This window comes from Bradyrhizobium betae, assembly GCF_004123905.1.
GTDB lineage: Bacteria > Pseudomonadota > Alphaproteobacteria > Rhizobiales > Xanthobacteraceae > Bradyrhizobium > Bradyrhizobium betae_A.
Genome location: NZ_MZXW01000016.1, coordinates 291,260 through 315,388 on the forward strand (window position 1 = coordinate 291,260; position 24,129 = coordinate 315,388).

22 protein-coding genes are annotated in these 24,129 nt (G+C 64.2%); 13 read left to right on the top strand and 9 right to left on the bottom strand.

Annotation, left to right across the window (positions count from 1 at the left end):
* Window positions 1-118: 118 nt before the first annotated feature.
* The 3 genes from hemW to rph are packed head-to-tail and all read right to left on the bottom strand — an operon-like array spanning window position 119 to window position 2,620.
* Complete coding sequence (gene hemW, locus B5V03_RS11590; protein WP_129270230.1) at window positions 119-1,273, bottom strand: radical SAM family heme chaperone HemW; 1,155 nt, start codon at window positions 1,271-1,273, stop codon at window positions 119-121.
* Window positions 1,260-1,895, bottom strand: coding sequence for an RdgB/HAM1 family non-canonical purine NTP pyrophosphatase (gene rdgB / locus B5V03_RS11595; RefSeq protein ID WP_129270232.1), 636 nt, complete (start codon window positions 1,893-1,895; stop codon window positions 1,260-1,262). Before rdgB ends, hemW begins: the two co-directional genes overlap by 14 nt.
* Window positions 1,896-1,906: 11 nt before the next feature.
* Window positions 1,907-2,620: a ribonuclease PH gene (gene rph / locus B5V03_RS11600; RefSeq protein ID WP_129270234.1), complete on the bottom strand. Its 714-nt coding sequence runs from the start codon at window positions 2,618-2,620 to the stop codon at window positions 1,907-1,909.
* A gap of 180 nt (window positions 2,621-2,800) precedes the next feature.
* Here rph and hrcA point away from each other — a divergent pair, with 180 nt between their 5' ends.
* Both hrcA and grpE read left to right on the top strand, forming a co-directional pair.
* The gene (gene hrcA / locus B5V03_RS11605) at window positions 2,801-3,889 is read left to right on the top strand and encodes a heat-inducible transcriptional repressor HrcA (RefSeq protein WP_129270236.1); all 1,089 of its coding nucleotides are present in this window, start codon (window positions 2,801-2,803) and stop codon (window positions 3,887-3,889) included.
* Between the two features lie 109 nt (window positions 3,890-3,998).
* On the top strand, window positions 3,999-4,604 hold the full coding sequence (gene grpE / locus B5V03_RS11610; protein WP_129270238.1) for a nucleotide exchange factor GrpE: 606 nt from the start codon (window positions 3,999-4,001) through the stop codon (window positions 4,602-4,604).
* Window positions 4,605-4,620: 16 nt separating this feature from the next.
* On the opposite strand, the gene pncA is transcribed toward grpE, so the two are convergent.
* The 4 genes from pncA to B5V03_RS11630 all read right to left on the bottom strand — a co-directional run bounded on the left by pncA (window position 4,621) and on the right by B5V03_RS11630 (window position 11,226).
* Window positions 4,621-5,343 carry a bifunctional nicotinamidase/pyrazinamidase gene (gene pncA / locus B5V03_RS11615; protein WP_129270240.1) on the bottom strand — a complete coding sequence of 241 codons (723 nt, stop codon included), beginning with the start codon at window positions 5,341-5,343 and terminating at the stop codon, window positions 4,621-4,623.
* A gap of 115 nt (window positions 5,344-5,458) precedes the next feature.
* Entirely contained in the window at window positions 5,459-6,640 is a 1,182-nt protein-coding gene (locus B5V03_RS11620; protein ID WP_433995336.1) for a serine hydrolase domain-containing protein, read from the bottom strand.
* 80 nt (window positions 6,641-6,720) lie between these two features.
* On the bottom strand, window positions 6,721-10,107 hold the full coding sequence (locus tag B5V03_RS11625) for a toll/interleukin-1 receptor domain-containing protein (protein ID WP_129270244.1): 3,387 nt from the start codon (window positions 10,105-10,107) through the stop codon (window positions 6,721-6,723).
* 177 nt (window positions 10,108-10,284) lie between these two features.
* Window positions 10,285-11,226: a hypothetical protein gene (locus B5V03_RS11630; RefSeq protein ID WP_164987939.1), complete on the bottom strand. Its 942-nt coding sequence runs from the start codon at window positions 11,224-11,226 to the stop codon at window positions 10,285-10,287.
* Window positions 11,227-11,619: 393 nt separating this feature from the next.
* Here B5V03_RS11630 and dnaK point away from each other — a divergent pair, with 393 nt between their 5' ends.
* From dnaK to B5V03_RS11675, 8 genes are all read left to right on the top strand, one after another.
* Entirely contained in the window at window positions 11,620-13,521 is a 1,902-nt protein-coding gene (dnaK, locus tag B5V03_RS11635; RefSeq protein WP_129270248.1) for a molecular chaperone DnaK, read from the top strand.
* Between the two features lie 245 nt (window positions 13,522-13,766).
* Window positions 13,767-14,897: a molecular chaperone DnaJ gene (gene dnaJ / locus B5V03_RS11645; RefSeq protein ID WP_129270250.1), complete on the top strand. Its 1,131-nt coding sequence runs from the start codon at window positions 13,767-13,769 to the stop codon at window positions 14,895-14,897.
* A gap of 88 nt (window positions 14,898-14,985) precedes the next feature.
* Window positions 14,986-15,585 (top strand): class I SAM-dependent methyltransferase, encoded by a 600-nt coding sequence (locus tag B5V03_RS11650; RefSeq protein ID WP_129270252.1) that lies wholly within the window; start codon window positions 14,986-14,988, stop codon window positions 15,583-15,585.
* 57 nt (window positions 15,586-15,642) lie between these two features.
* Window positions 15,643-16,221, top strand: coding sequence for an NADPH-dependent FMN reductase (locus B5V03_RS11655; protein WP_129270254.1), 579 nt, complete (start codon window positions 15,643-15,645; stop codon window positions 16,219-16,221).
* A gap of 6 nt (window positions 16,222-16,227) precedes the next feature.
* The gene (gene pyrF / locus B5V03_RS11660) at window positions 16,228-16,938 is read left to right on the top strand and encodes an orotidine-5'-phosphate decarboxylase (RefSeq protein WP_129270256.1); all 711 of its coding nucleotides are present in this window, start codon (window positions 16,228-16,230) and stop codon (window positions 16,936-16,938) included.
* Window positions 16,939-16,959: 21 nt separating this feature from the next.
* Window positions 16,960-17,271 carry a DUF1330 domain-containing protein gene (locus B5V03_RS11665; RefSeq protein ID WP_129270258.1) on the top strand — a complete coding sequence of 104 codons (312 nt, stop codon included), beginning with the start codon at window positions 16,960-16,962 and terminating at the stop codon, window positions 17,269-17,271.
* A 118-nt stretch (window positions 17,272-17,389) separates the two neighbouring features.
* A complete protein-coding gene (gene dapB / locus B5V03_RS11670) occupies window positions 17,390-18,205 on the top strand; it encodes a 4-hydroxy-tetrahydrodipicolinate reductase (protein ID WP_129270260.1) in 816 nt (271 codons plus the stop codon).
* Window positions 18,206-18,227: 22 nt separating this feature from the next.
* A complete protein-coding gene (locus B5V03_RS11675) occupies window positions 18,228-18,851 on the top strand; it encodes a 2,3-bisphosphoglycerate-dependent phosphoglycerate mutase (RefSeq protein ID WP_129270262.1) in 624 nt (207 codons plus the stop codon).
* Window positions 18,852-19,011: 160 nt separating this feature from the next.
* Here the strand turns inward: B5V03_RS11675 and B5V03_RS11680 are convergent, their stop codons facing one another.
* A complete protein-coding gene (locus tag B5V03_RS11680; protein ID WP_129270264.1) occupies window positions 19,012-19,908 on the bottom strand; it encodes a methylated-DNA--[protein]-cysteine S-methyltransferase in 897 nt (298 codons plus the stop codon).
* A 55-nt stretch (window positions 19,909-19,963) separates the two neighbouring features.
* Window positions 19,964-20,497, bottom strand: coding sequence for a DUF2244 domain-containing protein (locus B5V03_RS11685; protein ID WP_129270266.1), 534 nt, complete (start codon window positions 20,495-20,497; stop codon window positions 19,964-19,966).
* A gap of 22 nt (window positions 20,498-20,519) precedes the next feature.
* Here B5V03_RS11685 and nth point away from each other — a divergent pair, with 22 nt between their 5' ends.
* The 3 genes from nth to B5V03_RS11700 are packed head-to-tail and all read left to right on the top strand — an operon-like array spanning window position 20,520 to window position 24,075.
* Entirely contained in the window at window positions 20,520-21,287 is a 768-nt protein-coding gene (nth, locus tag B5V03_RS11690; RefSeq protein WP_164987940.1) for an endonuclease III, read from the top strand.
* Window positions 21,288-21,323: 36 nt separating this feature from the next.
* Window positions 21,324-22,460, top strand: a complete 1,137-nt coding sequence (locus B5V03_RS11695) for an HlyD family secretion protein (protein WP_129270270.1) — start codon at window positions 21,324-21,326, stop codon at window positions 22,458-22,460.
* Window positions 22,447-24,075: an MFS transporter gene (locus B5V03_RS11700; RefSeq protein WP_129270272.1), complete on the top strand. Its 1,629-nt coding sequence runs from the start codon at window positions 22,447-22,449 to the stop codon at window positions 24,073-24,075. The genes B5V03_RS11695 and B5V03_RS11700 overlap by 14 nt, the downstream gene beginning before the upstream one ends.
* Window positions 24,076-24,129: the final 54 nt, after the last annotated feature.

Here is a 24,129-nt window from a genome sequence, read left to right on the forward strand (position 1 = left end):
GAGAGGGGGACTCTCCGCGGGGACGGCGAGAGTTAGACTCGCGGAGAGTCCCCCTCACCCGGAATCCGCGCTTCGCGCGCATTCCGGCCTCTCCCCGCAAGCGGGGCGAGGCGAAGAACTATGCCGCGAGATCCGCGACCACCGCATCCAGCACCGGGAATCCGCTGCTTGTCACGCGCAGGCGGCCCGTCGCATCGACCGTGATCGCGCCCTCTTCACGCAACAGCGCGATGCGCTTGGGATCGAGCGGGCGGCCGGAGAGAGCTCTGTAACGCTCGGGATCGATGCCCTCCGCCAAACGCAACCCCATCAGCAAAAATTCGTCGGCGCGTTCTTCGCTGTTGAGGAGATCGTCGGTGACGTTTCCGTGGCCGTTGGTCTCGACCCGCATCAGCCAGGCCTCGGGGCGCTTCTCGGTGGCGGTAGCATGGCGCACGCCGTCGATGTCGAGCCGGCCATGCGCGCCCGGACCAATGCCGGCATATTCATCGCCGCGCCAATAGACCAGATTGTGCCGGCACTCGGCACCGGGCCGCGCGTGGTTGGAAATCTCGTAGGCGGGCAGGCCGAGCTTGTCGCAGGTTTCCTGCGTGATGTCGTAGAGCGCGCGCGCGACGGCTTCGTCCGGCGTCTTCAATTTGCCGGCCTGGTGCAGGCCGAAGAACGGCGTGCCTTCCTCGATGGTCAATTGATAGAGCGACAGATGCTCGGCGGCTTCGTCGATCGCAAGACGCAGCTCATCGGCCCACATCGCCGGCGTCTGGTCGGGGCGGGCGTAAATCAGATCGAACGAATAGCGATCGAATGAACGGCGCGCGATCGCGACCGCATCGAGCGCCTCGCGCGCGCTGTGCATCCGGCCGAGCGCCTTCAGCGAAGCATCGTCGAGCGCCTGCACGCCAAGCGACACACGGTTGACGCCGGCGGCGCGATAGCCGGCAAAGCGCGTGGCTTCGACGCTGGTGGGGTTGGCTTCCAGCGTGATTTCGACGTCGCCTGCAACCGTCCAGTGCTTGCCGATCGCTTCGAGCACAGCGCCGACGGTTGCGGGCTGCATCAGCGACGGCGTGCCGCCACCGAGGAAGATCGAGGTGACTTCGCGGCCGGGCGAGCGCTGCGCGGTCGTTTCGATTTCGCGCGCGAAGGCTGAAGCAAACCGTGCCTCGTCGATCGCCGCGTGGCGGACGTGGCTGTTGAAGTCGCAATACGGGCACTTCGACAGGCAGAACGGCCAGTGCACGTAGACGCCAAAGGCTTCCTTAGCGTGGCTCAAGGCAGATCTCCGCCAGTTTCACGAAGGCGCGGGCGCGATGCGACAGGCCGAGGCCGAGCGGTGGCAGGCCGTGCTTCTCGATGCTGGTCATCTCGCCGAAGGTACGGTCGTGACCGTCAGGCAAAAACATCGGATCGTAGCCGAAGCCGGCAGTCCCGCGCGGCGGCCAGACCAGCGTGCCGTCGACGCGCGCCTCGACCTCTTCGAGATGATCGTCGGGCCAGGCGACGCAGAGCGCGGAGACGAAATGCGCGGTCCGCTTGTCCGGCGTCGTAGCGCCACGTTCCTGCAACAGACGCTCGATCCGCGTCATTGCTGCGGTGAAATCCTTGCTCGGTCCGGCCCAGCGCGCGCTGTAAATTCCGGGCGCACCATCGAGCGCGTCGACGACGATGCCGGAATCATCGGCGAAGGACGGAAGCCTGGTCGCCTGCGCTGCGGCGATCGCCTTGATCGCAGCGTTGCTGCGGAAGTCGTTGCCGGTCTCATCGGGTTCGGCGAGGCCGAGCTCACCGGCCGACACCGCCTCGATGCCGTAAGGCGCCAAAAGCTCCTTCATCTCGGCGAGCTTGCCGGGATTGTGGGTGGCGATGACGAGCTTTCCGGTGATTCGGCGGTGCATGGGTCTATTGACTACGCGACAGCGAGTTTCTGCAAGTCCACCAGACGCGCGATACCCTTCTGGGCCAGCGCCATCAGCGCGAGGAACTCATCCTGCGTGAAGGGCTCGCGTTCGGCGGTGCCCTGCACCTCGATGATGCGGCCATCGCCCGTCATGACGAAATTGGCGTCGGTCTGGGCTTCCGAATCTTCGGCATAATCGAGGTCGAGCACGGGCGTGCCGTTGTAGATGCCGCAGGAGATCGCGGCGACGTTGTCGCGCAGCACCTTGGCCTTGATCATGTTCCGCGCCTTCATCCAATTGAGGCAATCGGCGAGCGCGACCCAGGCGCCGGTGATCGAGGCGGTGCGGGTGCCGCCGTCGGCCTGAAGCACGTCGCAATCGACCGTGATCTGGCGCTCACCCAGCGCTTCGAGATCGACGATGGTGCGCAAGCTGCGGCCGATCAGGCGCTGGATCTCGACGGTGCGGCCGCTTTGTTTTCCGGCGGAAGCCTCGCGGCGGGTGCGTTCGGAGGTCGCGCGCGGCAGCATGCCGTATTCAGCGGTGACCCAGCCGCGGCCCTGGCCCTTCAGCCACGGCGGCAGGCGGTCTTCCAGCGTGGCGGTAACAAGCACATGGGTGTCGCCGAATTTCACCAGGCAGGAGCCTTCCGCATATTTGACCACGCCACGCTCAAGCGTCACGGGGCGCAATTCGTCGGGCGCACGGCGACTTGGCCGCATGGGAAATCCTCCAAAACTCTCGGAAAAGGGCTATTCGCGGTGCTTGTAGGGGGGGTGAGTGGGGAGAACAAGGGTTTTTCACCCCCGGTTTTCCGCCCGGTTCTCCACCCCGCAAACGCCACGCTTGTCAGAACCCTCCGGGATGGACAAATTACGAGCGTCTGACAGGAGTTAACGTCCCTGGCCCATCATGATCCGATCCATCTGATCGCGCCGCGCGCAGGCCTCGCCCAGCTCAACGAGCGTTCTCGCGACATCTTTCGTCAAATTGTCGAAAGCTATCTCACGACGGGTGAACCCGTGGGCTCGCGCAATATTTCGCGGCTGATCGCCATGCCGCTGTCGCCGGCCTCGGTCCGCAACGTCATGGCCGATCTGGAACAGCTCGGCCTGATCTACGCGCCGCACACCTCGGCCGGCCGCTTGCCGACGGAACTCGGCCTGCGCTTTTTCGTCGACGCCCTGATGCAGGTCGGCGACCTCACCGAAGCCGAACGGCAGTCGATCCAGAGCCAGCTTGCCACCGTCGGCCACGCGCAATCGGTCGAGGCCGCGCTGGACCAGGCGCTGACGCGGCTCTCTGGCCTCACGCGTGCCGCCGCCGTGGTGCTGACGCCAAAGTCCAATGCGCGGCTGAAACACATCGAATTCGTCCGCCTGGAACCTGAAAAGGCGCTGGTGATCTTGGTTGGCGAGGACGGGCAGGTCGAAAACCGCGTGCTGTCGCTGCCCCCTGGAGTTCCCTCCTCGGCGATCACCGAGGCCGGAAATTTCCTCAATGCGCGGATCCGCGGCCGGACGCTGGCCGAGGCGCGGCTCGAGCTCGAAACTGCGCTCGGGGAGGCCCGTGCCGAGCTCGATCAGCTGACGCAGAAGGTGATTTCGGCCGGGATTGCGAGCTGGTCCGGCGGCGAGAGCGAGGACCGCCAGCTCATCGTCCGCGGCCATGCCAATCTGCTCGAAGATCTGCATGCGCTTGAGGATCTGGAGCGCGTTCGCCTGTTGTTCGAGGATCTCGAGACCAAGCGCGGCGTCATCGACCTGTTGGGGCGCGCGGAGACCGCGGAGGGCGTGCGCATCTTCATTGGCTCGGAGAACAAGCTGTTTTCCTTGTCCGGCTCCTCCACCATCATCTCGCCCTATCGGGATGCCGCCGGCCATATCGTCGGTGTTTTGGGCGTGATCGGGCCGACCCGGCTGAATTATGCCCGCGTCATCCCGACCGTGGACTACGCCGCCCGCATCGTCAGCCGCCTTTTGGGGGGCTGACCGGCGTTTGAGCCGATCACGGGCGCTTGATTTTCGCGCGCTTAGGCACGATATCCGGGCCAACAATCCCAGATCACCTTAAGACCAGACGAGTTCGAGAAGAGAGCCGATGACCGATCGAGACCGGCAGCCCGAAGACACGACCCCGCCGACCGGCGAGCCCGTGGTGTCAAAGCCCTACATCATGCCCGACGATCCCGAGCCCGGCTCGGTCGAGCTGCTGCAGAAGGAAGCCGCCGAGGCGCGCGATCGCATGCTGCGGACGCTGGCCGAGATGGAGAACTTACGCAAGCGCACCGCCAAGGAGGTCGCTGACGCCAAGCTCTACGGTGTCACCGGCTTTGCCCGCGACGTGCTCGACATCGCCGACAATCTCCAGCGTGCGCTCGATGCCGTTCCGGCGGACGCACGGGCCGCGGCCGACCCCGGCCTTGCCTCGCTGATCGAAGGCGTCGAGCTGACCGAGCGCTCGCTGCACAGCGCGTTGGAAAAGCACGGCGTGAAGAAACTCGACCCGCAAGGCCAGAAGTTCGATCCGAACTTCCATCAGGCGATGTACGAGGTGCCGGATGCCTCGGTGCCCGCCGGCACCGTCGTGCAGGTCATGCAGGCCGGCTACACCATCGGCGAGCGCGTGCTGCGCCCGGCGCTGGTCGGGGTTGCCAAGGGCGGCGCAAAGGCTGCGGCCCCCGCGAACAGCAACGAGTCGAACTAAGCGGCGGAAGCCGCGCCTACGCACTCACCGCGATATCCGCAGACTGGATCCGCTTCACGCCAGCCTTGGCCATATCGGCCCAGGCTTTGGCGAGTGAGCCCTGATTGTCGATGCCGCGGCAGGCGTCCTCCACCACATAGACCTCAAAACCCGCCTTGCGCGCGTCGAGCGCGGTCCAGGCGACGCAAAAATCTGTCGCAAGGCCTGCGACGAACACGCGCTTGATCTTGCGGCCCTTGAGGTAGCCGGCAAGGCCTGTCGAGGTTTTGCCGTCGGCTTCGAGGAAGGCCGAGTAACTGTCGACGTCCTTATGAAAGCCCTTGCGGATGATGAGCTCGGCGTGCGGGATCGCAAGGTCCTTCGACAGCGCGGCGCCATCGGTGCCCTGCACGCAATGGTCCGGCCATAGCACCTGCTTGCCGTAGGGAAGGTCGATGGTCTCGAACGGCTTCTTGCCGGAGTGGACTGATGCAAACGAAACATGACCGGGCGTGTGCCAGTCCTGCGTCATCACCACGTTCGAAAACGCCTTCGCCATCTTGTTGATGACCGGCACCACCTGCTCGCCTTCCTTCACCGCGAGGCTGCCGCCGGGCAGGAAGCAGTTTTGCACGTCGATCACGAGCAGGGCGGATGCATCGTCCGGCTTGATCGACGGGGCTGCAAGGAGCGCGGTCGGAGCAAGGGTTGCCAGCGCCGTCGTTCCAAGCGCCGCCACTATCTGTCGTCGGTCCAGCATCGTCTGTCTCCCCCTGGAATGAACCCGATCGAGAGAGCGTAGTGCTTGGCGCGATTGAACAGAAGTCAGAAAATGCGGCGTGCTCCGCTGCGATGGCTGGTCAATTCGCGGAGCTTTACCCGGGCAGGATCGAACGGTAGATGCCCCGCTCGAACTGTCGATAGACATTGAGCGCGCGCTGGTCGGCGAACGGCAATATCTGCATCATGATCACACCTGCGATCCCGGAGGCCGGATCGATCCAATAGTAGGTGTTATAGAGCCCGGCCCAGGTCAGGCTGCCGGCTCTGCGGCCCTGTTCCACGGGATCGAGGTTGATCATGTGGCCCAGTCCCCAGCGCAGCCGGTTTCCTGGAAAGAAGTCGACATCGCTGGAGAGGGACGGATTCGTTGTCTTCATGATTCCAGCCTGGAGATCTCCGATCTGGTTTTGCGCCATCATCTGCACCGTCTCGGCACGGAGAAGGGTCGCGCCATTGCTGCGGCCGTCATTGAGCATGGCCTGGAGCAGCTTGAGATAGTCCGGCGCGGTGGAATTGATATTGCCGCCACCCGAGATTTTTTTCTTCGGCTTGCTCTCGAGCGGCTGCGCTATGAGCGATCCGTTGGCGGCGCGAAGATGCAGGTTGGCCCGGCGCGCCGACTGGGCCTCCGTCAATGAGAACGCGGTGTCGGCCATGCCGAGCGGGCCGAGAATATGGTCCTGGAAGTAGTGATCGAGCTTCTTGCCCGAGGCGATCTCAATCAGCCGCCCCACACGATCGAGGCTGCTGCCGTAAGCCCATCCTGAGCCTGGATCGAACGCCAGCGGCATGCGGGGCAACTCGGGTCCGGTGCGAGCGAGCTTGAGATAGCGAGCTATGCTGCTGTCCCAGAGCTGATAGCTGAACCCGGATGTGTGCGAAAGCAGGTTGCGCAGCGTGATGGGTTTCTTCGCGCCCCTCAGGATCGGGACGCCATGCGCATCAAACCCGGTCAGAACCCTTGGCGAGATGAGCGTGGGATCGATTTTCGCGGCCGGTTCGTCCAGCTTGAGCTTGCCCGCCTCCACGAGCTGCAGCGCTGCAATTGAGGTGACGAGCTTGACCATCGAGGCGATCTTGAAGACGGTGTCCGTCGACATGTCGACGGTCGCGCCGATGTCACGACGGCCGAAGGCGCCTTCGTATATGATCGAATCCTTGGTTGCGGCCATGGCGACGATGCCCGGCACTTCCGCGGCATCGATGCTGGCCTGGAGGTCGGCGTTGAGGCCGCGAGCGCGTCCCAGTCCACGTAATGGCGCGGCCGCGCTGATGCTGCAGGCCGGCGAAGTCGCTCCGGCTGCGGCCAGCGCGATGGCCTGTAGCAGGGTTTGGCGCCGGCTCAGTTGCACTCTCATTTGCCGTCGTTCGAATCCTGGGCTGAAGCGAGGCTGGCTTTGGCAGAGCTGATCTTCTGGCGGATACCCGAGAGTACGTTATTCCAGCCGCCGTTCTTCGGATCGCTGTCGACCAGCGCCTGCATGATCTCGCGGGACGACTCGAAATTAGTCCTGGCCTCGTCGATATTTTCGCGGCGCATGGCGATATCCCCCAATTCGATATACGACAGTGCGAGGTCCTTGCGCCACCGCATGTTGCTCGGGTCGGCGACAGTTAGCTGTTTTCTGATCACGAAAGCGGATTTTTGAAAGGACGTTGCGCTATCCAGGTCGGCCTGCGATCCGTTGGAATAGAACCCGCCGAGCAGATGATAGGCCCAGGCAAGATCGTATTGATAAGTCCAGTTCTCGGGATCGCTCTGGGCCAATTCCTCGCGTATCGCCAGGCAAGCCTTGTATTGCTCCAGAGCCTCACTCCTGTTTTGCCGCTCGAGATAGCCTCCCATGGCCTGGTGAGCCCAGGTCAGGTAGCGCGTGTACTCTGCGTCATTTGGAAAGGCGGCATGGAGCGCCTTTAGCAAATTGAGGCTCTTCACGAGGCTGTCCCGCCATTCTTCACGCATCCCCAGTGCTTGGTAGGCATCGGCGAGGCTGCCGTAGATCAGCGAAACATGCTTGTCGAGCTCGGGCTTTTTGCCGCCGAGACTCGCGGCCGTCTGCATCATGGTTCGCGCCGTCTGCTGCATGTCCACGGCGGCCTTCGCGTTGCCAGTCGTGAGCTTGATAAGGTCCGCGCGTTGATAAAGCGAAAGACCCGCATCCTTGAACGAGACCGGGTCCGAGTCGTTGCGCTGGAGAATCTTGCTCCTGAGCACAAAGGCCCGGTCGCTGTATTCCGCAGCCTTGTCGAGATTCCCCCACATCTGGGCCACTCTGGCAAATTCGTGAAGCTGGTCCGCGATTCCACGCAGAGTCGCATCCCGATTGTAACTGTCGGGATCGGATTCGAGAATCTTCAGGGATTTTTCAAAGGAGCCCTGGGCCTTGCCGAGATCGCCGGCTTTCAGATAGAGCAGTCCGAACTGGCTCATCATGTTGGCATAGCTGGCCTTGAATTTCGGCTCCTTCGAAAGCTGCTCCGTGGCATCCTCGAACGACCGCTCCGAGTCTTTAAGCATGTGCTGGAAGGTCGAGATCCGGATACCTTGTGCCTTCTGAAGATTGTCGGCGATACCGGAAACGAGTTGCCCGACGAGCTTGAGAGTGTTCTCGGCCTTGTTCCTCTGCTCCTCGGCCTCGTTCTTCTGCGCTTCGGCAAGTTGTCTTTGCGCCTCGACCTGTACGTTCTTTGCCTCGACCTGCTGCCGTTGTTCATTTGCCTCGGCCGTCGCCATTTCCGCGTCATGTCGCTTCATGAACGCATAGCCGAAATTGTAGAGGGCCAGGGCTCCGAGGAGTGAAGCGATCACGAAGTATCGCTTGAACTTGGTGCGCGCCTGCTCGGCGGCTTCACGGGCAGCCCGCTCGACGTCAGCCATCTCGCGGGCTTCTTCGAGCTCCTCCAGCTGTTCACGGTCGATCCTCGCCTGCTCGAATTCGATGGATCGCGAGATGTAATCCTGAAGGTCATCGATCGTGATGTCGCCGGGATTCTCCAGCAGGGCACGGGCGCGTTCGAGCTGGAAACCGCGCGGCAGCAGCAGATCGTCGCGCCGCCTGTGGTGTTCCCATTCGGCTTGGGCCTGGAGGATCGCAGCGCGGGCCCGCAGCATGTCGCGATTGGCATCGACCCATTCGCGCAGACGCGGCCAGGTTCGGATCAGCGCCTCGTGTGCAACTTCCACGGTCGGCCTGCCGGCGCGATCACGGCCGGTCACTAGCAGTCGCGTCTTGGCCCCGGCAAAGTTCTGCACGATCTTTTGCAGGCCCAGCGCCGTCGGCATCGACGCTCGCGCACGCGTGTCCTCCTGTCCCTCGCCGGGTGTGACGAGCCTCAGGAAGAGTTGGCGCGCGGAGATCTTGTCCTCGCTCGAGAGGCGTTCGAAATTCCGTTCCGCCGTGGTCCTGATGGCGCGCTGGACTCCCCCGGATCGTTCATAGGACACGGCCGTCATGGTGTTGCCGCTGCGATAGGCGAAGGTCTCCTTGAGCGCATATTGCAGCAAGGGCAGCATGCCCTCGTCCTCGCCGGCGTCGTCGAGAATCCTGTCGACGAGGCTTGGCGGATCGAAGGCCAAGCCCGCCATCTTGGCGGGTTCGGTAATCGACAGATGCAATTCCGAGCGGGGGATCGAGGTGAGATTGACCTGTTGCGCCGGCAGCACCGATCGCAACTGGGGATGACGCACCAGTGAGTCGTAGAAATCGGCGCGGACGGTGGCCACAACTGTGACAGGCGCGGTCTGGGTGGCGCCGAGCAGGAGGTCGATGAAACGGTCTACGTCTTTGCGTTGTTGGATCGCATAGTCGTCGGTTCCGGAGCTCGCTTGCGCATAGAGCTCTTCCCACTGATCGACATAGAGCAGCAGCCTGTCCGGCGCCGCATCGGTGCGTGATAGATATTCGCGGATGACATGTCCGAGGAGATCGGGCGTTCCGGATCGGAGTCGAACGACCTCCTCGCTGATCTTGGTGGCATAGCTCGCCATCCCCTCGTTGTCGCCCCGGACGTTGAAGGCCTCCGCCAGAGCGCGAAGGGGGTCGGGGCCAGGGCGCAGTGAAAGGACGTGCCAGAAGGTGTCGCGGTCTTGCCGGAGGGCGGGCACGAGGCCCGCATAGATCAGCGATGATTTTCCACTGCCGGAGCGCCCGACCACCATGACAAAGGAGTTGCTGCGCGCCTTGGCGACGAGTTCGCCAAGCGGGGTCGATGTGTCATCGACCGAGCCCCTTCCGAAATAGAAAAGGGAGTCTTCCTCGCGGAAAGCGTCAAGACCGCGGTAGGGACAGAGATCTTGACGCGGTGAAGGATGTTCTGTCTCGGCGCCGCCGATGGTGGCGAGAAGTCGCGCCAACTCGTCAGGTGCGTCGGCGATGCGCGTTGACGCCGAAAGGTCGATCCAGGTCAGGAGATGAAGGAAGCCGGCCGGTGGATCGCTGGTGCCGAGCAAGAGGACCGGCACGATGCGGAAGCTCGGATCCTGTGTCTGACGATAGAGTGCAAACTCGCGCTCGTATTGCTGAGTATTTCCGAAGCCCCGCGGACCGATCAGGATCAGGGCGGACTTGGATTTTCCCATCGCGTCTTCGAGGGCCCTGACCCAGGGAAGCCCCGGTGTCAGCTCACGCCTATCGAAGAAGGTGCGTAGCGCCGCACCGCGCAAAAGGCGTTCGACATCCGCAGCGTGCTGTGAATCCGCCCGAGAATAGCTAATGAATACGTCAAAATGATCGGCGCGCATCTTGGCCCGCCCAAAAGCAAGAAATACAACTAGAATTATATTCTGAGGCCGCTCCAACTACAAGGCGCAATACGCCCCGTCACCCCATGGACGCGATCGGCAGAAGCGCGGGCCGTCCGTCGATCGGGCCAGCCAAGGGGTATCCGGCTCTCCCGGACGGCAAGGAGCCCTTGTAATCTACCCCTTCGGCTGAATGCCGTCGCGCACGGCTCGGAAGCGGGTGAAGGCGGCAAGCCACTGATCGCGCGGGGCGCTGGCGATGATGCGGAGCGAGGCGCCGCCGCTCGAGAAGCGGATCCACTGCACCACGGTCACCGGGATCTTGTCCTTGCCGCTGACGCCGTCGATCCGGGTCTCAAAACCCTGCTGGCCGTTGATGCGGATCGGCTCCGACATGGTGACGCGGGATTCGCGCACGCCCGGGATCTGGAGCGCAGCTTCCTGGGCGAAGCGAGCGCGGTCGTCAGGCTGTTGCGGGGTGGCGCCGATCAGGCCGAGGATCATGAACGGCTTCGACTCATAGCCTGTGCTCTCGTCGCCGTCGGCCAGGATGATGCTGGAGCCCGGCGCCAGCGTGCGGATGTCCTTGAAGTCGGCGAGATCGGAGATCTTGAACGGCATCAGGGCGATCTGCTCGTCGGCCGAGACCTGCTTGCGGGTGACAGTGCTCGCGAACATCTGCCGGACCGCCTCGTCGGTGTAGATCTTGGTCGCATTCTCCGGGATCTGCACCGCGACATAGCCGGAGAAGCCGGCGCCCGGCACGATCATCGAATAGCGCCGCACCGCCGTCTCGCCGGCCTTGCCGCTCTCGGTGGTGAAATAGGCGAGGCCCGCAGGGGTCTCGACCTTGTCCTGCTTGACGCCATTGGTGCCGGCCGGATTGGCATTGAAGGCGCTCACGACCTCGCCATAGGCCGCCGGCGGCAGCTCGGTGATCAGCACCTTGACGTTGCCGTCCTCGCTCTCGAAGCCGGGAAAGGTTTTTGCCGTGGTGAGGCCCACCAGCGGCACCATGCCGAGGCGCAAGCCGGGCGGGTAAACGGCGTCGGCAGCCGTGGCCGGAAGCGCGGAGGCAACGAGGAGGGCGAGCGCGGCGAGGGGGCGGGTCAGCTTCATGGGCACTCTGATTGGTTCACATTGAGGCCGTTCAATGGTCGGCCACAGGGCGCTTTGTCGCGCGAAGCAGCTGTGGGGCGGCGCCTTGGCCGGTCCGCCTTGTAGCGGGTTTGGCCCGCCGGCAACAGGGCGGGGCGGATCATCGTGGCGGGGCGGGGTGACGCCTGAACCTGTTAATAATTCATCACCTGCAAGGGCGGTTGAGCCCGGATATGATCTTCCAAAACCCAATGTTTTCACGGCCGAAACTTGCGTTCGGTCCTTGCGGGGCCCACCCCCCCTCCTATATGAGCGTCAACCATCGCAATATCGCGAATGTTTGATCTTAGGGGGTTCGGTTCGGGTGCCTTCTGGGCCTGGCCAACCTGCCGCAAAAACAAGGATATCAGGACCATGGGAAAGGTCATTGGGATCGACCTCGGCACCACGAATTCGTGCGTCGCCGTGATGGATGGCAAGAACGCCAAAGTCATCGAGAATTCCGAAGGCATGCGCACGACGCCTTCGATCGTCGCCGTGACGGACGACGGTGAGCGCCTCGTCGGCCAGCCTGCCAAGCGCCAGGCCGTCACCAATCCCGAGCGCACGTTCTTCGCAGTGAAGCGCCTGATCGGCCGCCGCTACGACGACCCGATGGTCGAGAAGGACAAGAAGCTCGTTCCGTACAAGATCGTGAAGGCTTCCAACGGCGACGCCTGGGTCGAGGCCGACGGCCAGACCTACTCGCCCTCGCAGGTCTCGGCTTTCATTCTGCAGAAGATGAAGGAGACCGCGGAAGCCCATCTCGGCCAGAAGGTCGATCAGGCCGTCATCACCGTTCCCGCCTACTTCAACGACGCCCAGCGCCAGGCGACCAAGGACGCCGGCAAGATCGCGGGCCTTGAAGTGCTGCGCATCATCAACGAGCCGACCGCGGCTGCGCTGGCCTATGGTCTGGACAAGACCAAGGCCGGCACGATCGCTGTCTACGACCTCGGCGGCGGCACGTTCGATATTTCCATTCTCGAAATCGGCGACGGCGTGTTCGAGGTGAAGTCGACCAACGGCGACACCTTCCTCGGCGGCGAAGATTTCGACATGCGTCTCGTGGGCTATCTGGCCGACGAGTTCCAGAAGGAGCAGGGCATCAACCTGCGCAACGACAAGCTCGCGTTGCAGCGCCTGAAGGAAGCCGCTGAAAAGGCCAAGATCGAGCTGTCGTCGACGACGCAGACCGAAATCAACCTGCCCTTCATCACCGCGGACCAGACCGGCCCGAAGCATCTGACGATGAAGCTCACCCGCGCCAAGTTCGAAGCGCTGGTCGACGACCTCGTGCAGAAGACCGTCGAGCCCTGCCGCAAGGCGATCAAGGATGCCGGCCTTACCGCCGGTGAGATCGGCGAAGTGGTTCTGGTCGGCGGCATGTCGCGCATGCCGAAGGTCCAGGAAGTCGTGAAGCAGCTGTTCGGCAAGGAGCCGCACAAGGGCGTCAACCCGGACGAAGTCGTGGCGATCGGTGCCGCGATCCAGGCCGGCGTGCTCCAGGGCGACGTCAAGGACGTGCTGCTGCTCGACGTGACCCCGCTGTCGCTGGGCATCGAGACGCTGGGCGGCGTGTTCACCCGCATCATCGACCGCAACACCACGATCCCGACCAAGAAGAGCCAGGTGTTCTCGACCGCCGAGGACAACCAGAACGCGGTCACCATCCGCGTCTTCCAGGGCGAGCGTGAAATGGCGGCCGACAACAAGATGCTCGGCCAGTTCGACCTGATGGGCATTCCGCCGGCCCCGCGCGGCATGCCGCAGATCGAGGTGACCTTCGACATCGACGCCAACGGCATCGTCAACGTCTCGGCCAAGGACAAGGCTACTGCCAAAGAGCAGCAGATCCGTATCCAGGCCTCCGGTGGTCTGTCGGAAGCCGACATCGACAAGATGGTCAAGGACGCCGAGGCCAATGCCGCGGCCGACAAGCAGCGCCGCGAGGCGGTCGATGCCAAGAACCATGCCGACGCACTGGTGCATTCCACCGAGAAGGCGCTGGCCGAGCACGGTTCGAAGGTCGGCGAGCCCGAACGCCGCGCCATCGAGGATGCCGTCAGCGACCTCAAGGAAGCGCTGAAGGGCGACGATGCGGAAAGCATCAAGGCCAAGACCCAGACGCTGGCCCAGGCTTCGATGAAGCTCGGCGAGGCCATGTACACGCAGCAGGCCGAGGCCGACGCCAAGAAGGATGCGGCCAAGGACGACGTCCTCGACGCGGAGTTCACCGAAGTCGACGACGACAAGACCAACAAGAAGTCCGCCTGAACCCGAAGAGGGTCATGATGCGGACAGTTTGGACCCCACACGCACAGTCGGCTTCCCCCATCACGGGGGAAGCCTTCGTGTCGGGCTCGACGGGTAAGGCGCCCGTTACGATCGATCAATTCCCAGACGTTATGCTGAATGCCGCCGTGCTGCCCTCTGCCGATCAGCGGATGGCTGCTTATATCGTCGCGTGGCGACGTTGTTTCGCCCCGACTTGAATCGCGATTGGATAGACCGAGTCAGACATGTCCACCAAGCGCTGCTATTACGAAACCCTTGAGGTCGAACGCTCCGCCGACGATTCCATCCTGAAATCGTCGTTCCGCAAGCTTGCGATGAAGTTCCATCCCGATCGCAATCCCGGGGATGACACCAGCGAAGTCAAGTTCAAGGAAATCAACGAGGCCTATGAAGTCCTGAAGGACAAGGACAAGCGCGCGGCCTATGACCGTTTCGGCCATGCGGCGTTCGAGCAGGGCGGTCCTGGCGGCGGCGCCGGTTTCGGCGCCGGCTTCGCCTCTTCCTTCTCCGACATTTTCGAGGACCTGTTCGGCATGGCCGGACAGCAGCGCGGTCGCGGCGGCCGCGAGCGCGGCGCCGACCTGCGCTACAACATGGAAATCACGCTCGAGGAAGCCTTTGGCGGCAAGACCGCGCAGATCGAGATCCCGGTCTCGGTCACCTGCGAGGCCTGTTCGGGCATCGGCGCCAAGGCCGGCACCAAGCCGAAGACCTGCTCGACCTGCGGCGGCGCCGGCCGCGTCCGGCAGTCGCAGGGCTTCTTCACGCTGGAGCGCACTTGCCCCGGCTGCCAGGGCCGCGGCCAGATGATCGAGGATGCCTGCCCGTCCTGTTCGGGTCAGGGCCGCGTCACCCGCGAGCGGAATCTGTCGGTCAACATTCCCCCGGGCGTCGAGGACGGCACCAGGATCAGGCTCGCCAACGAGGGCGAGGCCGGGGTCCGCGGTGGCCCGCCCGGCGACCTCTACATCTTCCTGTCGCTGGCCCAGCACCAGCTGTTCCAGCGCGACGGCGCCGATCTGCATTGCCGGGTCCCGATCTCGATGGTGACGGCCGCCCTTGGCGGTGAATTCGAGGTGCCGACCATCGACGGCGGGAAAGCCAAGGTGAAAGTGCCGGCCGGCACCCAGTCGAGTCGCCGATTCCGCATTGCATCAAAAGGCATGCCGGTGCTGCGCTCGCGCCAGACCGGCGACATGTACGTCCAGGTCGCGGTCGAGACTCCGCAGAACCTGACCAAGAAGCAGCAGGAATTGCTGGCCGAGTTCGAAAAGCTGTCCTCGGGCAATACTCAGCCCGAATCCGTCGGCTTCTTCGCCAAGGTCAAGGATCTGTTCAGCAATCGGGCGAGCTGACTCGTCTTGACCGTACCGCCTTCGGCCTATACCTGTTTATGACCATTTTCTGACACGCCGCGTTCCTGCGGTCCCGTCCGGTCCTGACATGCCATTGCCATCGTCCGCGCGTGCGTTGAAGAAGCCTCGTCTTGATGACGAGGTGCGTTTCCTCAGATCATGGATCGAAAAGCCCCTGCACATGGGCGCGGTGATGCCGTCGGGCAAGCTGCTCGCCCGGAAAATGGCACATTACGTCGACGTCGACTCGGACGCTCCCGTGGTCGAGCTCGGACCCGGCACCGGCGCCATCACCTCGGCCCTGATCGAGCGCGGCGTCGACCAGAAACGCCTCGTCCTCGTCGAATACAATCCCGGCTTCTGCGCCCTGCTGCGCGACCGCTATCCGCAGGCCAAGGTCGTGCAGGGCGATGCCTATCGCCTGCGCGACACGCTCTGGAATGTGCTGAGCGCACCGGCCAGCGCGGTCGTCTCGGGCCTGCCGCTCGTCACAAAGCCGATGCTGACGCGGCTGCGGCTGATCCGCGACGCCTTCACGGCGCTCGCGCCCGGCGCGCCCTTCGTGCAGTTCACCTATGCGGTGGTGCCGCCGATCCCGAAATCGCTGCCTGGCGTGTCCACAGAGGCCTCGGAGCGGATCTGGATGAACCTTCCGCCGGCCCGCGTCTGGGTGTATCGCAAGGACTAATTCCGCCGGCATTGTTCTTTGCGCGGCGGGCTCGTTTCGCCGAACGCATTGAATTGGATGTCCGCACCCAAAATCCTGGTCATTCCCGGCTCGCTCCGCACCGGCTCGCACAATGCGAAGCTGGCGGCGGTCGCCGCCCATGAATTCGCCCAGGCCGGCGTGGACGTCACCCGCATCTCGCTCGCCGATTTTCCGCTGCCGATCTACGACGGCGACCTCCAGGCCAAGTCCGGCGTGCCCAAGCACGCGATCAATCTCAAGCGCATGATCGGCGCGCATCATGGCGTGCTGATCGTCTCGCCGGAATACAATGCCTCGGTGCCGCCGCTGCTGAAGAACGCGATCGACTGGGTCAGCCGCGTGCATGAGCTGCACGAGGCGCGCGGCGAGGTGTTCCGCAACCGCACCTTCGCGCTCGCCGGCGCCTCGCAGAGCCGCCTCGGTGCCGCCCGCGCGCTCCAGGCATTGCGGCTGATCCTGACCTCCTGCCACGCCAATGTGATTGCCAGCCAGCTCACGCTCGCCTTTGCCGACCAGGCCTATGACGATATGGACAGGTTGAAGAACGAGGGCGATATCGCTTCGTTGAAGGAGTTGGTGCGGCAGTTGATCGACATTTCCCAACGCATGATGTGAGGTGACATGACGCCAGCCGAAATCGCCCCGAAGGACCGCCTGATCGTTGCGCTCGATCTGCCCAGCGTCGATGCCGCGGAGGCGATGATCGCTGGGCTCGGCGACAGCGTCACTTTCTACAAAGTCGGCTATCGGCTCGCTTATGCCGGCGGATTGCCGCTCGTCGCCAAGCTCGCCGACCAAGGCAAGAAGGTTTTTCTCGATCTCAAGCTGCACGACATCGGCAACACGGTGGCGCAAGGCGTCGAGAGCATCACCAGATTGGGCGCGACCTTCCTCACCGTGCACGCCTATCCGCAGACGATGAAGGGCGCCGTCGAAGGCCGCGGCAGTGCGAAGCTGAAGATTCTGGCCGTTACCGTGCTGACCTCCTACAATGAGGACGATCTGCACGCGGCGGGCTATCGGCTCGGCGTCTCCGAACTGGTCGAAGCGCGCGCGCAGCAGGCGCAGGTGCTCGGCGTCGACGGCCTCGTGTCCTCGCCCGAGGAAGTCGGCAGCCTTCGCAAGATCGTCGGCCACCAGATGAGCCTCGTCACCCCCGGCATCCGCCCCGCGGGCTCGGCAACTGGCGACCAGAAACGCATCATGACGCCCGGTCGCGCGATTTCCGCGGGCGCCGATTATCTCGTCGTCGGGCGGCCAGTGGTGGAAGCTGCCGACCCCAAGGCGGTTGCAGAAGCCATCCAGGCGGAGATCGCTCAGGCGCTTGGCTAATCAACAACAGGGAGAAGAACAATGGCAAAGGGCTACTGGATCGGACGCGTCGATGTGAACAGCGACGAGGGCTACAAGCCCTATGTTGTCGCCAACGGTCCGATCTTCAGGAAATGGGGCGGCCGTTTTGTCGTCCGCGGCGGCAAGTTCACCACCGTCGAAGGCGCCAGCCGCACCCGCAACGTCGTGATCGAATTCCCGGACTACGAGACCGCGATCGCCTGCTACAACTCGCCGGAATACCAGGCCAACATCAAGGTGCGCCAGCCGCACTCCATCGCCGACCTCATCGTCATCGAAGGCTATGACGGTCCGCAGCCGTCGGACGGCTGACGTTCTTACCCTCCCCTGGAGGGCCCTCCAGGGGAGGGTAAGCGAGCGCGCGCCTCCCATCCCCCTCGGTTGCCGGAACTGCATCCCCCCGCTACAACGGCCGTGAGAGGATCACACCATGTCCGACATGCGCTTGATTGTTGCTGGAGCCGGCGGCCGGATGGGCCGCGCGCTGACGCGGGCGATTGCCGAGAGCAAAGGCGCGGTCTTGGCAGGCGCGCTGGAGGCGCCGGGCTCCGAGCTGCTCGGCAAGGATGCCGGCGTGCTCGCAGGCCTGCCGGCCAACGGCATCAAGCTCTCGGCCGATCTCTGGGCGATGTCGAAGGAGGCCGACGGCATCCTCGATTTCACCGTGCCGGCGGCGACCATCGCCAATGTCGCGATCGCGGCCGAGCGCGGCATCGTCCATGTCGTCGGCACCACCGGGTTGTCAGCCTCCGACAACGCGGTGATCAAGAGCGTCACCAACCGTGCGGTTGTGGTGCAATCAGGCAATATGAGCCTGGGCGTCAATCTGCTTGCTGCCGTGGTCAAGCGCGTCGCCAAGGCCCTCGACGAGAGTTTTGATATCGAGATTGTCGAAACCCATCATCGCATGAAGGTCGATGCGCCCTCGGGCACGGCGCTGATGCTGGGTCAGGCGGCAGCTTCCGGCCGCGGCGTCCCGCTCGACGAACGTGCGGCGCGCGGCCGCGACGGCATCACCGGGGCGCGCCGGCCCGGCGATATCGGTTTCGCCTCCTTGCGCGGCGGCACCGCGGCCGGCGACCACAGCGTGAGCTTCCTCGGCCCGTTCGAGCGCCTCACGCTGTCGCATCAGGCCGAGGACCGCATGCTGTTTGCTCACGGCGCGCTGAAGGCCGCGTTGTGGGCGCATGGCAAGAAGCCGGGGCACTACTCCATGGCCGACGTGCTCGGCCTTGCAGATCTCTGAAGAACCAAACGGAATGGAATCAATGAGCGAACGTCTTCTCGTGCTCGTGCGCCACGGCCAGAGCGAATGGAATCTGAAGAACCTGTTCACGGGCTGGAAGGACCCCGATCTCACCGAGCTCGGCGTGAAGGAAGCCAGTGAAGCCGGCCGCAAGCTGAAGGCGCAGGGCCTCGTGTTCGACGTCGCCTACACCTCGGTCCTGACGCGCGCGCAGCACACGCTCGATCTCATCCTCGGCGAGCTCGGCCAGCAGGGTCTGCCGACCTCGAAAGATCTCGCGCTGAACGAGCGCGACTATGGCGATCTCTCCGGCCTCAACAAGGACGACGCCCGCAAGAAATGGGGCGAGGACCAGGTGCTGATCTGGCGCCGTTCCTACGACGTGCCGCCGCCCGGCGGCGAAAGCCTGAAGGACACGCTCGCGCGCGCGCTGCCTTACTATGTGCAGGAGATTTTGCCCGGCGTGCTCAACGGCAAGCGCACGCTGGTCGCCGCTCACGGCAATTCGCTGCGCGCGCTGATCATGGTGCTGGAAAAGCTGTCGCCCGAAGGCATTTTGAAGCGCGAGCTCGCGACCGGCGTGCCGATCATCTACCGGCTCAACGCGGATTCGACCGTGGCCTCGAAGCTGGATCTGGCGGGCTGACTTTCTTCGCCTCTCCCCGCCTGCGGGGAGAGGCCGGAATTTGCGCGTAGCGCGGATTCCGGGTGAGGGGGACTTTCCGCGAGTCTGACCGTCACCATTTTTGCGAAAGCAGCCCCTCACCCCGACCCTCTCCCCGTAAGAACGGGGCGAGGGAGAAGAGCTACTGCATCCCCAACTGGCCGGCTTCCCAGCCCAGCATTGCCTGTTTCCGCGTGATGCCCCAGTGATAGCCGGTGAGCGTGCCGCTCTTGCCGAGCGCGCGGTGGCAGGGCACGACGAACGAGACCGGGTTCTTGCCGACGGCGGCACCGACGGCGCGCGAGGCCCTCGGGCTGTCGATGTTGCAGGCGATGTCGGAATAGGACACCGCGCGGCCCATCGGGATCTTCAGCAGCGTCTCCCACACCCGCACCTCGAAATCGGTGCCGATCATGACGACGCGGAGCGGCTGATCCGGACGCCACAGCTTTGTGTCGAAGATGCGCGCCGCGAGCGGTGCGGTGCCTTCGTGATCCTCGACATAGGTCGCGTTGCGCCAGCGCCGCGTCATGTCGGCGAGCGCCGCCTTCTCCTCGCCCGGATCGGCGAAGGCGAGGCCCGACAGGCCGCGATCGGTCGCGATCACGATCGCCGTGCCGAACGGCGAGGGATGGAAGCCATAGCGCAAGGTGAGACCGGCGCCGCCGTTCTTCCATTCGCCCGGCGACATCGCTTCGTGGGTGACGAAGAGATCGTGCAGCCGGCTCGGCCCTGATAGCCCCGAGTCGAGTGCCGCGTCGAGGATGCTCGCGGAGTCTCTGAGCAAGCCCTTGGCGTGATCGAGCGTCAGCGCCTGCATGAAGGCCTTCGGCGTGATCGAGGCCCAGCGGCGGAACAGATGGTGCAGCTCATCCGGCGTGACGCCCGCCGCATCCGCCATCGCTTCGATGGCCGGCTGCGCGCGCCAGTTCTCCGAGATGAAGGCGATCGCCCGGCGCACCGAATCGTAGTCGCGCAGCGCGGCGTTCTGGGGGCCCGGCTTGGCCAGGCGCTGGTCGTTTATGGCGAGTGTCATCATGAGCGGAAATGTAGGAGAGGGGAGGCTGCAAAACCACCCGATTTCCGACCCGGAATCAGGTCACCGGATTATAGCTCGGGCCGCGCCGGGCGGCGTCCAGCGCCTCGACCAGGCCATTGTAAAAGCTGGCTTTTTCCTCCGGTCCCAAAAAACCGGCGATTTGGATACGGCGGCCGCGCGAGATCAGATAGAGGTGCTCGATGCCGAAATCCTCGTCGACCTCCGTGTCGAGCCGGACCCAGAGAGGGTTGAAGGTCCATTCGGCGACCTGGCCGCGATGGCTGACCCGGCGCACGCGCAGTTCCGACGGGGTGATGACGATTTCCTCGCTGGCCCGCGCGGTGCGGAAATTGACCTTGAAGGCCCACCAGATCACGAGCACGTCGAGGCCGAAGAAGCCGAACACCGGCCACGCGCCCATCATCAGGAAGGCGAGGCCCGTGACGAAGCTGACCACGCTCAGGAACAGCATCACGGCGAGGAAGCTGGTGCGGTTCAGCGAGCGATGCGGCGTCAGCAGCGCGGAGAAGATCTGCACGTCGCGCGGATCTTCAGAATTCTTGCGCTCAATTTCGTTGCCTGTGCTCATCGTCCCTCAGTATATCCCGATCATGGCGAAAATCACCCGCAAGCCGGTCCCGCGCAAAGCCGCCGTGCCGAAGAAAAAGGCAAAGGCGGCGGTTGCGAAGCCCAAGCCCGCCAAGAAATCGGCGCCGGCCAAAAAATCACTCAAAGCCATCAAACCCTGGACGCCGGCCGAGGTCCGCGAGGTCTTCGACCGTTTCCGCAAGGCCAATCCGGAGCCGAAAGGCGAGCTCGAGCACGTCAATCCGTTCACGCTGCTGGTCGCCGTGGTGCTGTCGGCGCAGGCGACCGACGCCGGCGTCAACAAGGCAACGCGCGCCTTGTTCGAGGTCGCCGACACGCCGCAGAAGATGCTCGACCTCGGCGAGGAACGCCTGCGCGAGTACATCAAGACTATCGGCCTCTACCGCACCAAGGCGAAGAACGTCATCGCGCTCTCGGCCAAGGTGCTCAGCGAGTTCGGCGGCGAGGTGCCGCGCACGCGCGCGGAGATCGAGTCGCTGCCGGGCGCCGGACGCAAGACCGCCAACGTCGTGCTCAACATGGCCTTTGGCGAGCACACCATGGCGGTCGATACGCATGTCTTTCGCGTCGGCAATCGCACCGGGATCGCGCCGGGCAAGACGCCGCTCGAAGTCGAGCTCGGTCTCGAAAAGGTGATCCCGGCCGAATTTATGCTGCACGCACATCATTGGCTGATCCTGCACGGCCGCTATACTTGCCTCGCACGCAAGCCGCGCTGCGAGGTGTGCCTGATCAACGATCTCTGCCGATGGCCGGAGAAGACGGTGTGAGACGGCGGTGAGAGCGAAGCGTTTTGGGGGCCTATCGTGAGTCAGCAGGAACAAGTCTCATCGCCGTCACCTGCCGCGACACCCGCCCCGTCATCAAAACCGACGCAGCGGCCGGCGAGCTCGCTGTGGAGCCGGCTCGCACTCCCTCTGTTCGCCGTCATCGTCGCGCTCGGTTTCGTCGCGCTGGCGACGCTGCGTTTCGACGAATGGGTCGGCAATGCCGTGGTCCAGACCACCAACGACGCCTATGTGCGCTCCGAGCTGACACGGCTGGCGAGCCGTGTCTCCGGCGAAGTGCTGACCGTGGGGGTCACCGACTTCCAGCGCGTCAAGGCCGGCGACCTCCTGATCCAGATCGATCCCGCCGACTACCAGGCGCAAGTCGCGCAATCCGAGGCCGCCGTCGCCGCCGCGCAAGCCGTGCTCAACAATCTCGGCAACCAGATCGAGCTGCAATATGCGACGATCGCGCAGGCCGAGGCGGCGCGGCTGTCGGCGGAAGCCTTGGAAGTCGAGGCGAAGCAGGAGCAGGAGCGTCAGCAGTCGCTGACGCAAACCGAATCCGGCACGCGGCAGCGGTTCGAGCAGGCGGTCGCGGGTCTGGCCAAGGCGCAGGCCGATGTGCGCGCGAGCCGCGCCGTGATCGCGGCCCAGCAGCATCAGCTCGAAGTCCTGCAGGGCACCAAGAAGCAACGCGCCGCCGATCTCGATGCCACCAAGGCGACGCTGGCGAGCGCGACGCTGAAGCTTGGCTACACGAAGGTGTCGGCGCCGTTCGACGGCGTCGTCGGTGAGCGCCAGGTGCAACCCGGTGACTACGTCAATATCGGCACCAACCTCATCAACGTCGTGCCGCTGCCAAAGGTCTATGTGATCGCGAACTACAAGGAGACCCAGCTGACTCACGTGGCGCCGGGTCAGCCCGTCGAGATCACCGTCGACAGTTTCCCGCGCGAAAAGCTGCGCGGCCGCGTCGAGCGCATCGCGCCTGCAACAGGCGCGCAGGTCGCGCTGTTGCCGCCGGACAATGCCACCGGCAATTTTACCAAGGTCGTGCAGCGCATTCCCGTCCGCATCCAGCTCGACGGCAACCAGCCGTTGCTGGCACGGCTGGTGCCGGGCATGTCGGTCGTGACCAGCATCGACACGAAGGACGCGAATGGCGGCAAATGACGATGCCGGCCACGGGCCGGTCTCGCGCGGCGGCGTCGCGCCACAGCCGCTGTTTGCCGTGGCGGCCGTGCTGCTCGGCTCGTTCCTCGCCAATTTCGACAGCCGCCTGACCACCGTCGGCCTGCCTGACCTGCGCGGCGCGTTCGGGCTCACCTTCGACGAAGGCGCGTGGCTCTCCACCGCCGGCATCGGCTCGCAGATCTTCATCGCGCCGGCAGTGGCGTGGCTTGCGACCGTGTTCGGTCTGCGCCGCGTGCTCGGCATCCCGAGCCTCGTCTACGCCGCGGTGTCGCTGATCATCCCCTTCGTACGCGACTATCCAACGCTGCTTGCGCTCAGCGTCGTGCATGGCCTTTTGCTCGGCACCTTCGTGCCGGCGACGCTGATGATCGTGTTCCGCAACCTGCCGATCCGCTGGTGGCTGCCGGCGATCTCGATCTATTCGATCCGCGTCGGCTTTGCATTGGACTCATCAACCGCGCTGGTCGGCTTCTATGTCGACCATCTCGGCTGGCAATGGCTGTACTGGCAGGGCGTCGTGATCGCGCCCTTGATGGGCCTGATGGTCTATCTGGGCACACCGGGCGAGCCGGTGAACCGCGCGCTGCTGCGCGAGGCCGATTGGGGCGGCATGCTGCTGTTAGGGGCGGGAGTCTCGATGATCTATGCCGGCCTCGACCAGGGCAACCGGCTGGACTGGCTCGGCAACGGCACGGTGATGGCGCTGCTCGCTGCGGGTGCGGCGCTATTCGCGGCCTTCCTCGTCAACGAGTCGCTGGTGCGCCAGCCCTGGGCGCATGTGAACGTGCTATTCTCGCGCAATATCGGCCTGTCGCTGGTGGTGATCCTGCTCTACACGCTGACGTCTCTTTCCAATTCATCGCTGGTGCCGAACTTCCTCGGTAATGTCGGTCTGCTCCGGCCGGAGCAGAGCGGCTTGCTGCTGCTCACCTATGGCGCCCTGCCGATGTTCGTGCTGGTGCCGGTCTCGATCTGGCTGCTTCGCCATTTCGATGCACGCGTGGTGACGGTGCTCGGATTTGCCTGCTTCGCCGCCGCCAATCTCTGGGGCACCCAGCTCACCCATGATTGGGCGCGCGAGGATTTTATCGGCATCGTGTTGCTGCAATCGGTCGGGCAATCGACGACGCTGCTGCCCATCATCATCATGGCGCTGTCGAACTCCGATCCGAGCCGGGCGACGTCCTTTGCCGCCTACATCCAGATCATGCGGCTGGGCGGCGCCGAGATCGGCGTGGCGCTGATGGGAACTTGGCTGCGCGTCCGCGAACAGGTGCATTCCTTCTATATCGGCCAGAATCTTTTGGTCGGCGATGCCGATGTGGTGGGTAGGCTCAAGCAGTTGGCCGATCACTTCGCCGCCCACGCCACCGGTCTCGCCCAAGCGCGCGCGGTCGGGACGCTTGCCGGGCTGGTCCAGCGCGAGGCCAATGTGCTCGCTTACATCGACGGCTTCTGGCTGTGTTTCTGGCTGGCGATGGCCGCGCTCGGCTTCGTCGCGCTGATCACCCGCGCCCCGCCGGGCCCGTTCACGCCGGCGCCGTTCGGCTTCGCCAAGATGCTGCTGCGCAAATGCGGGGTGCAGGTGACGTGAATGCGATGGCGGTTGGGTCGTTCGATCGCGCCGCGGTGTAGGTCACCTCTCCCG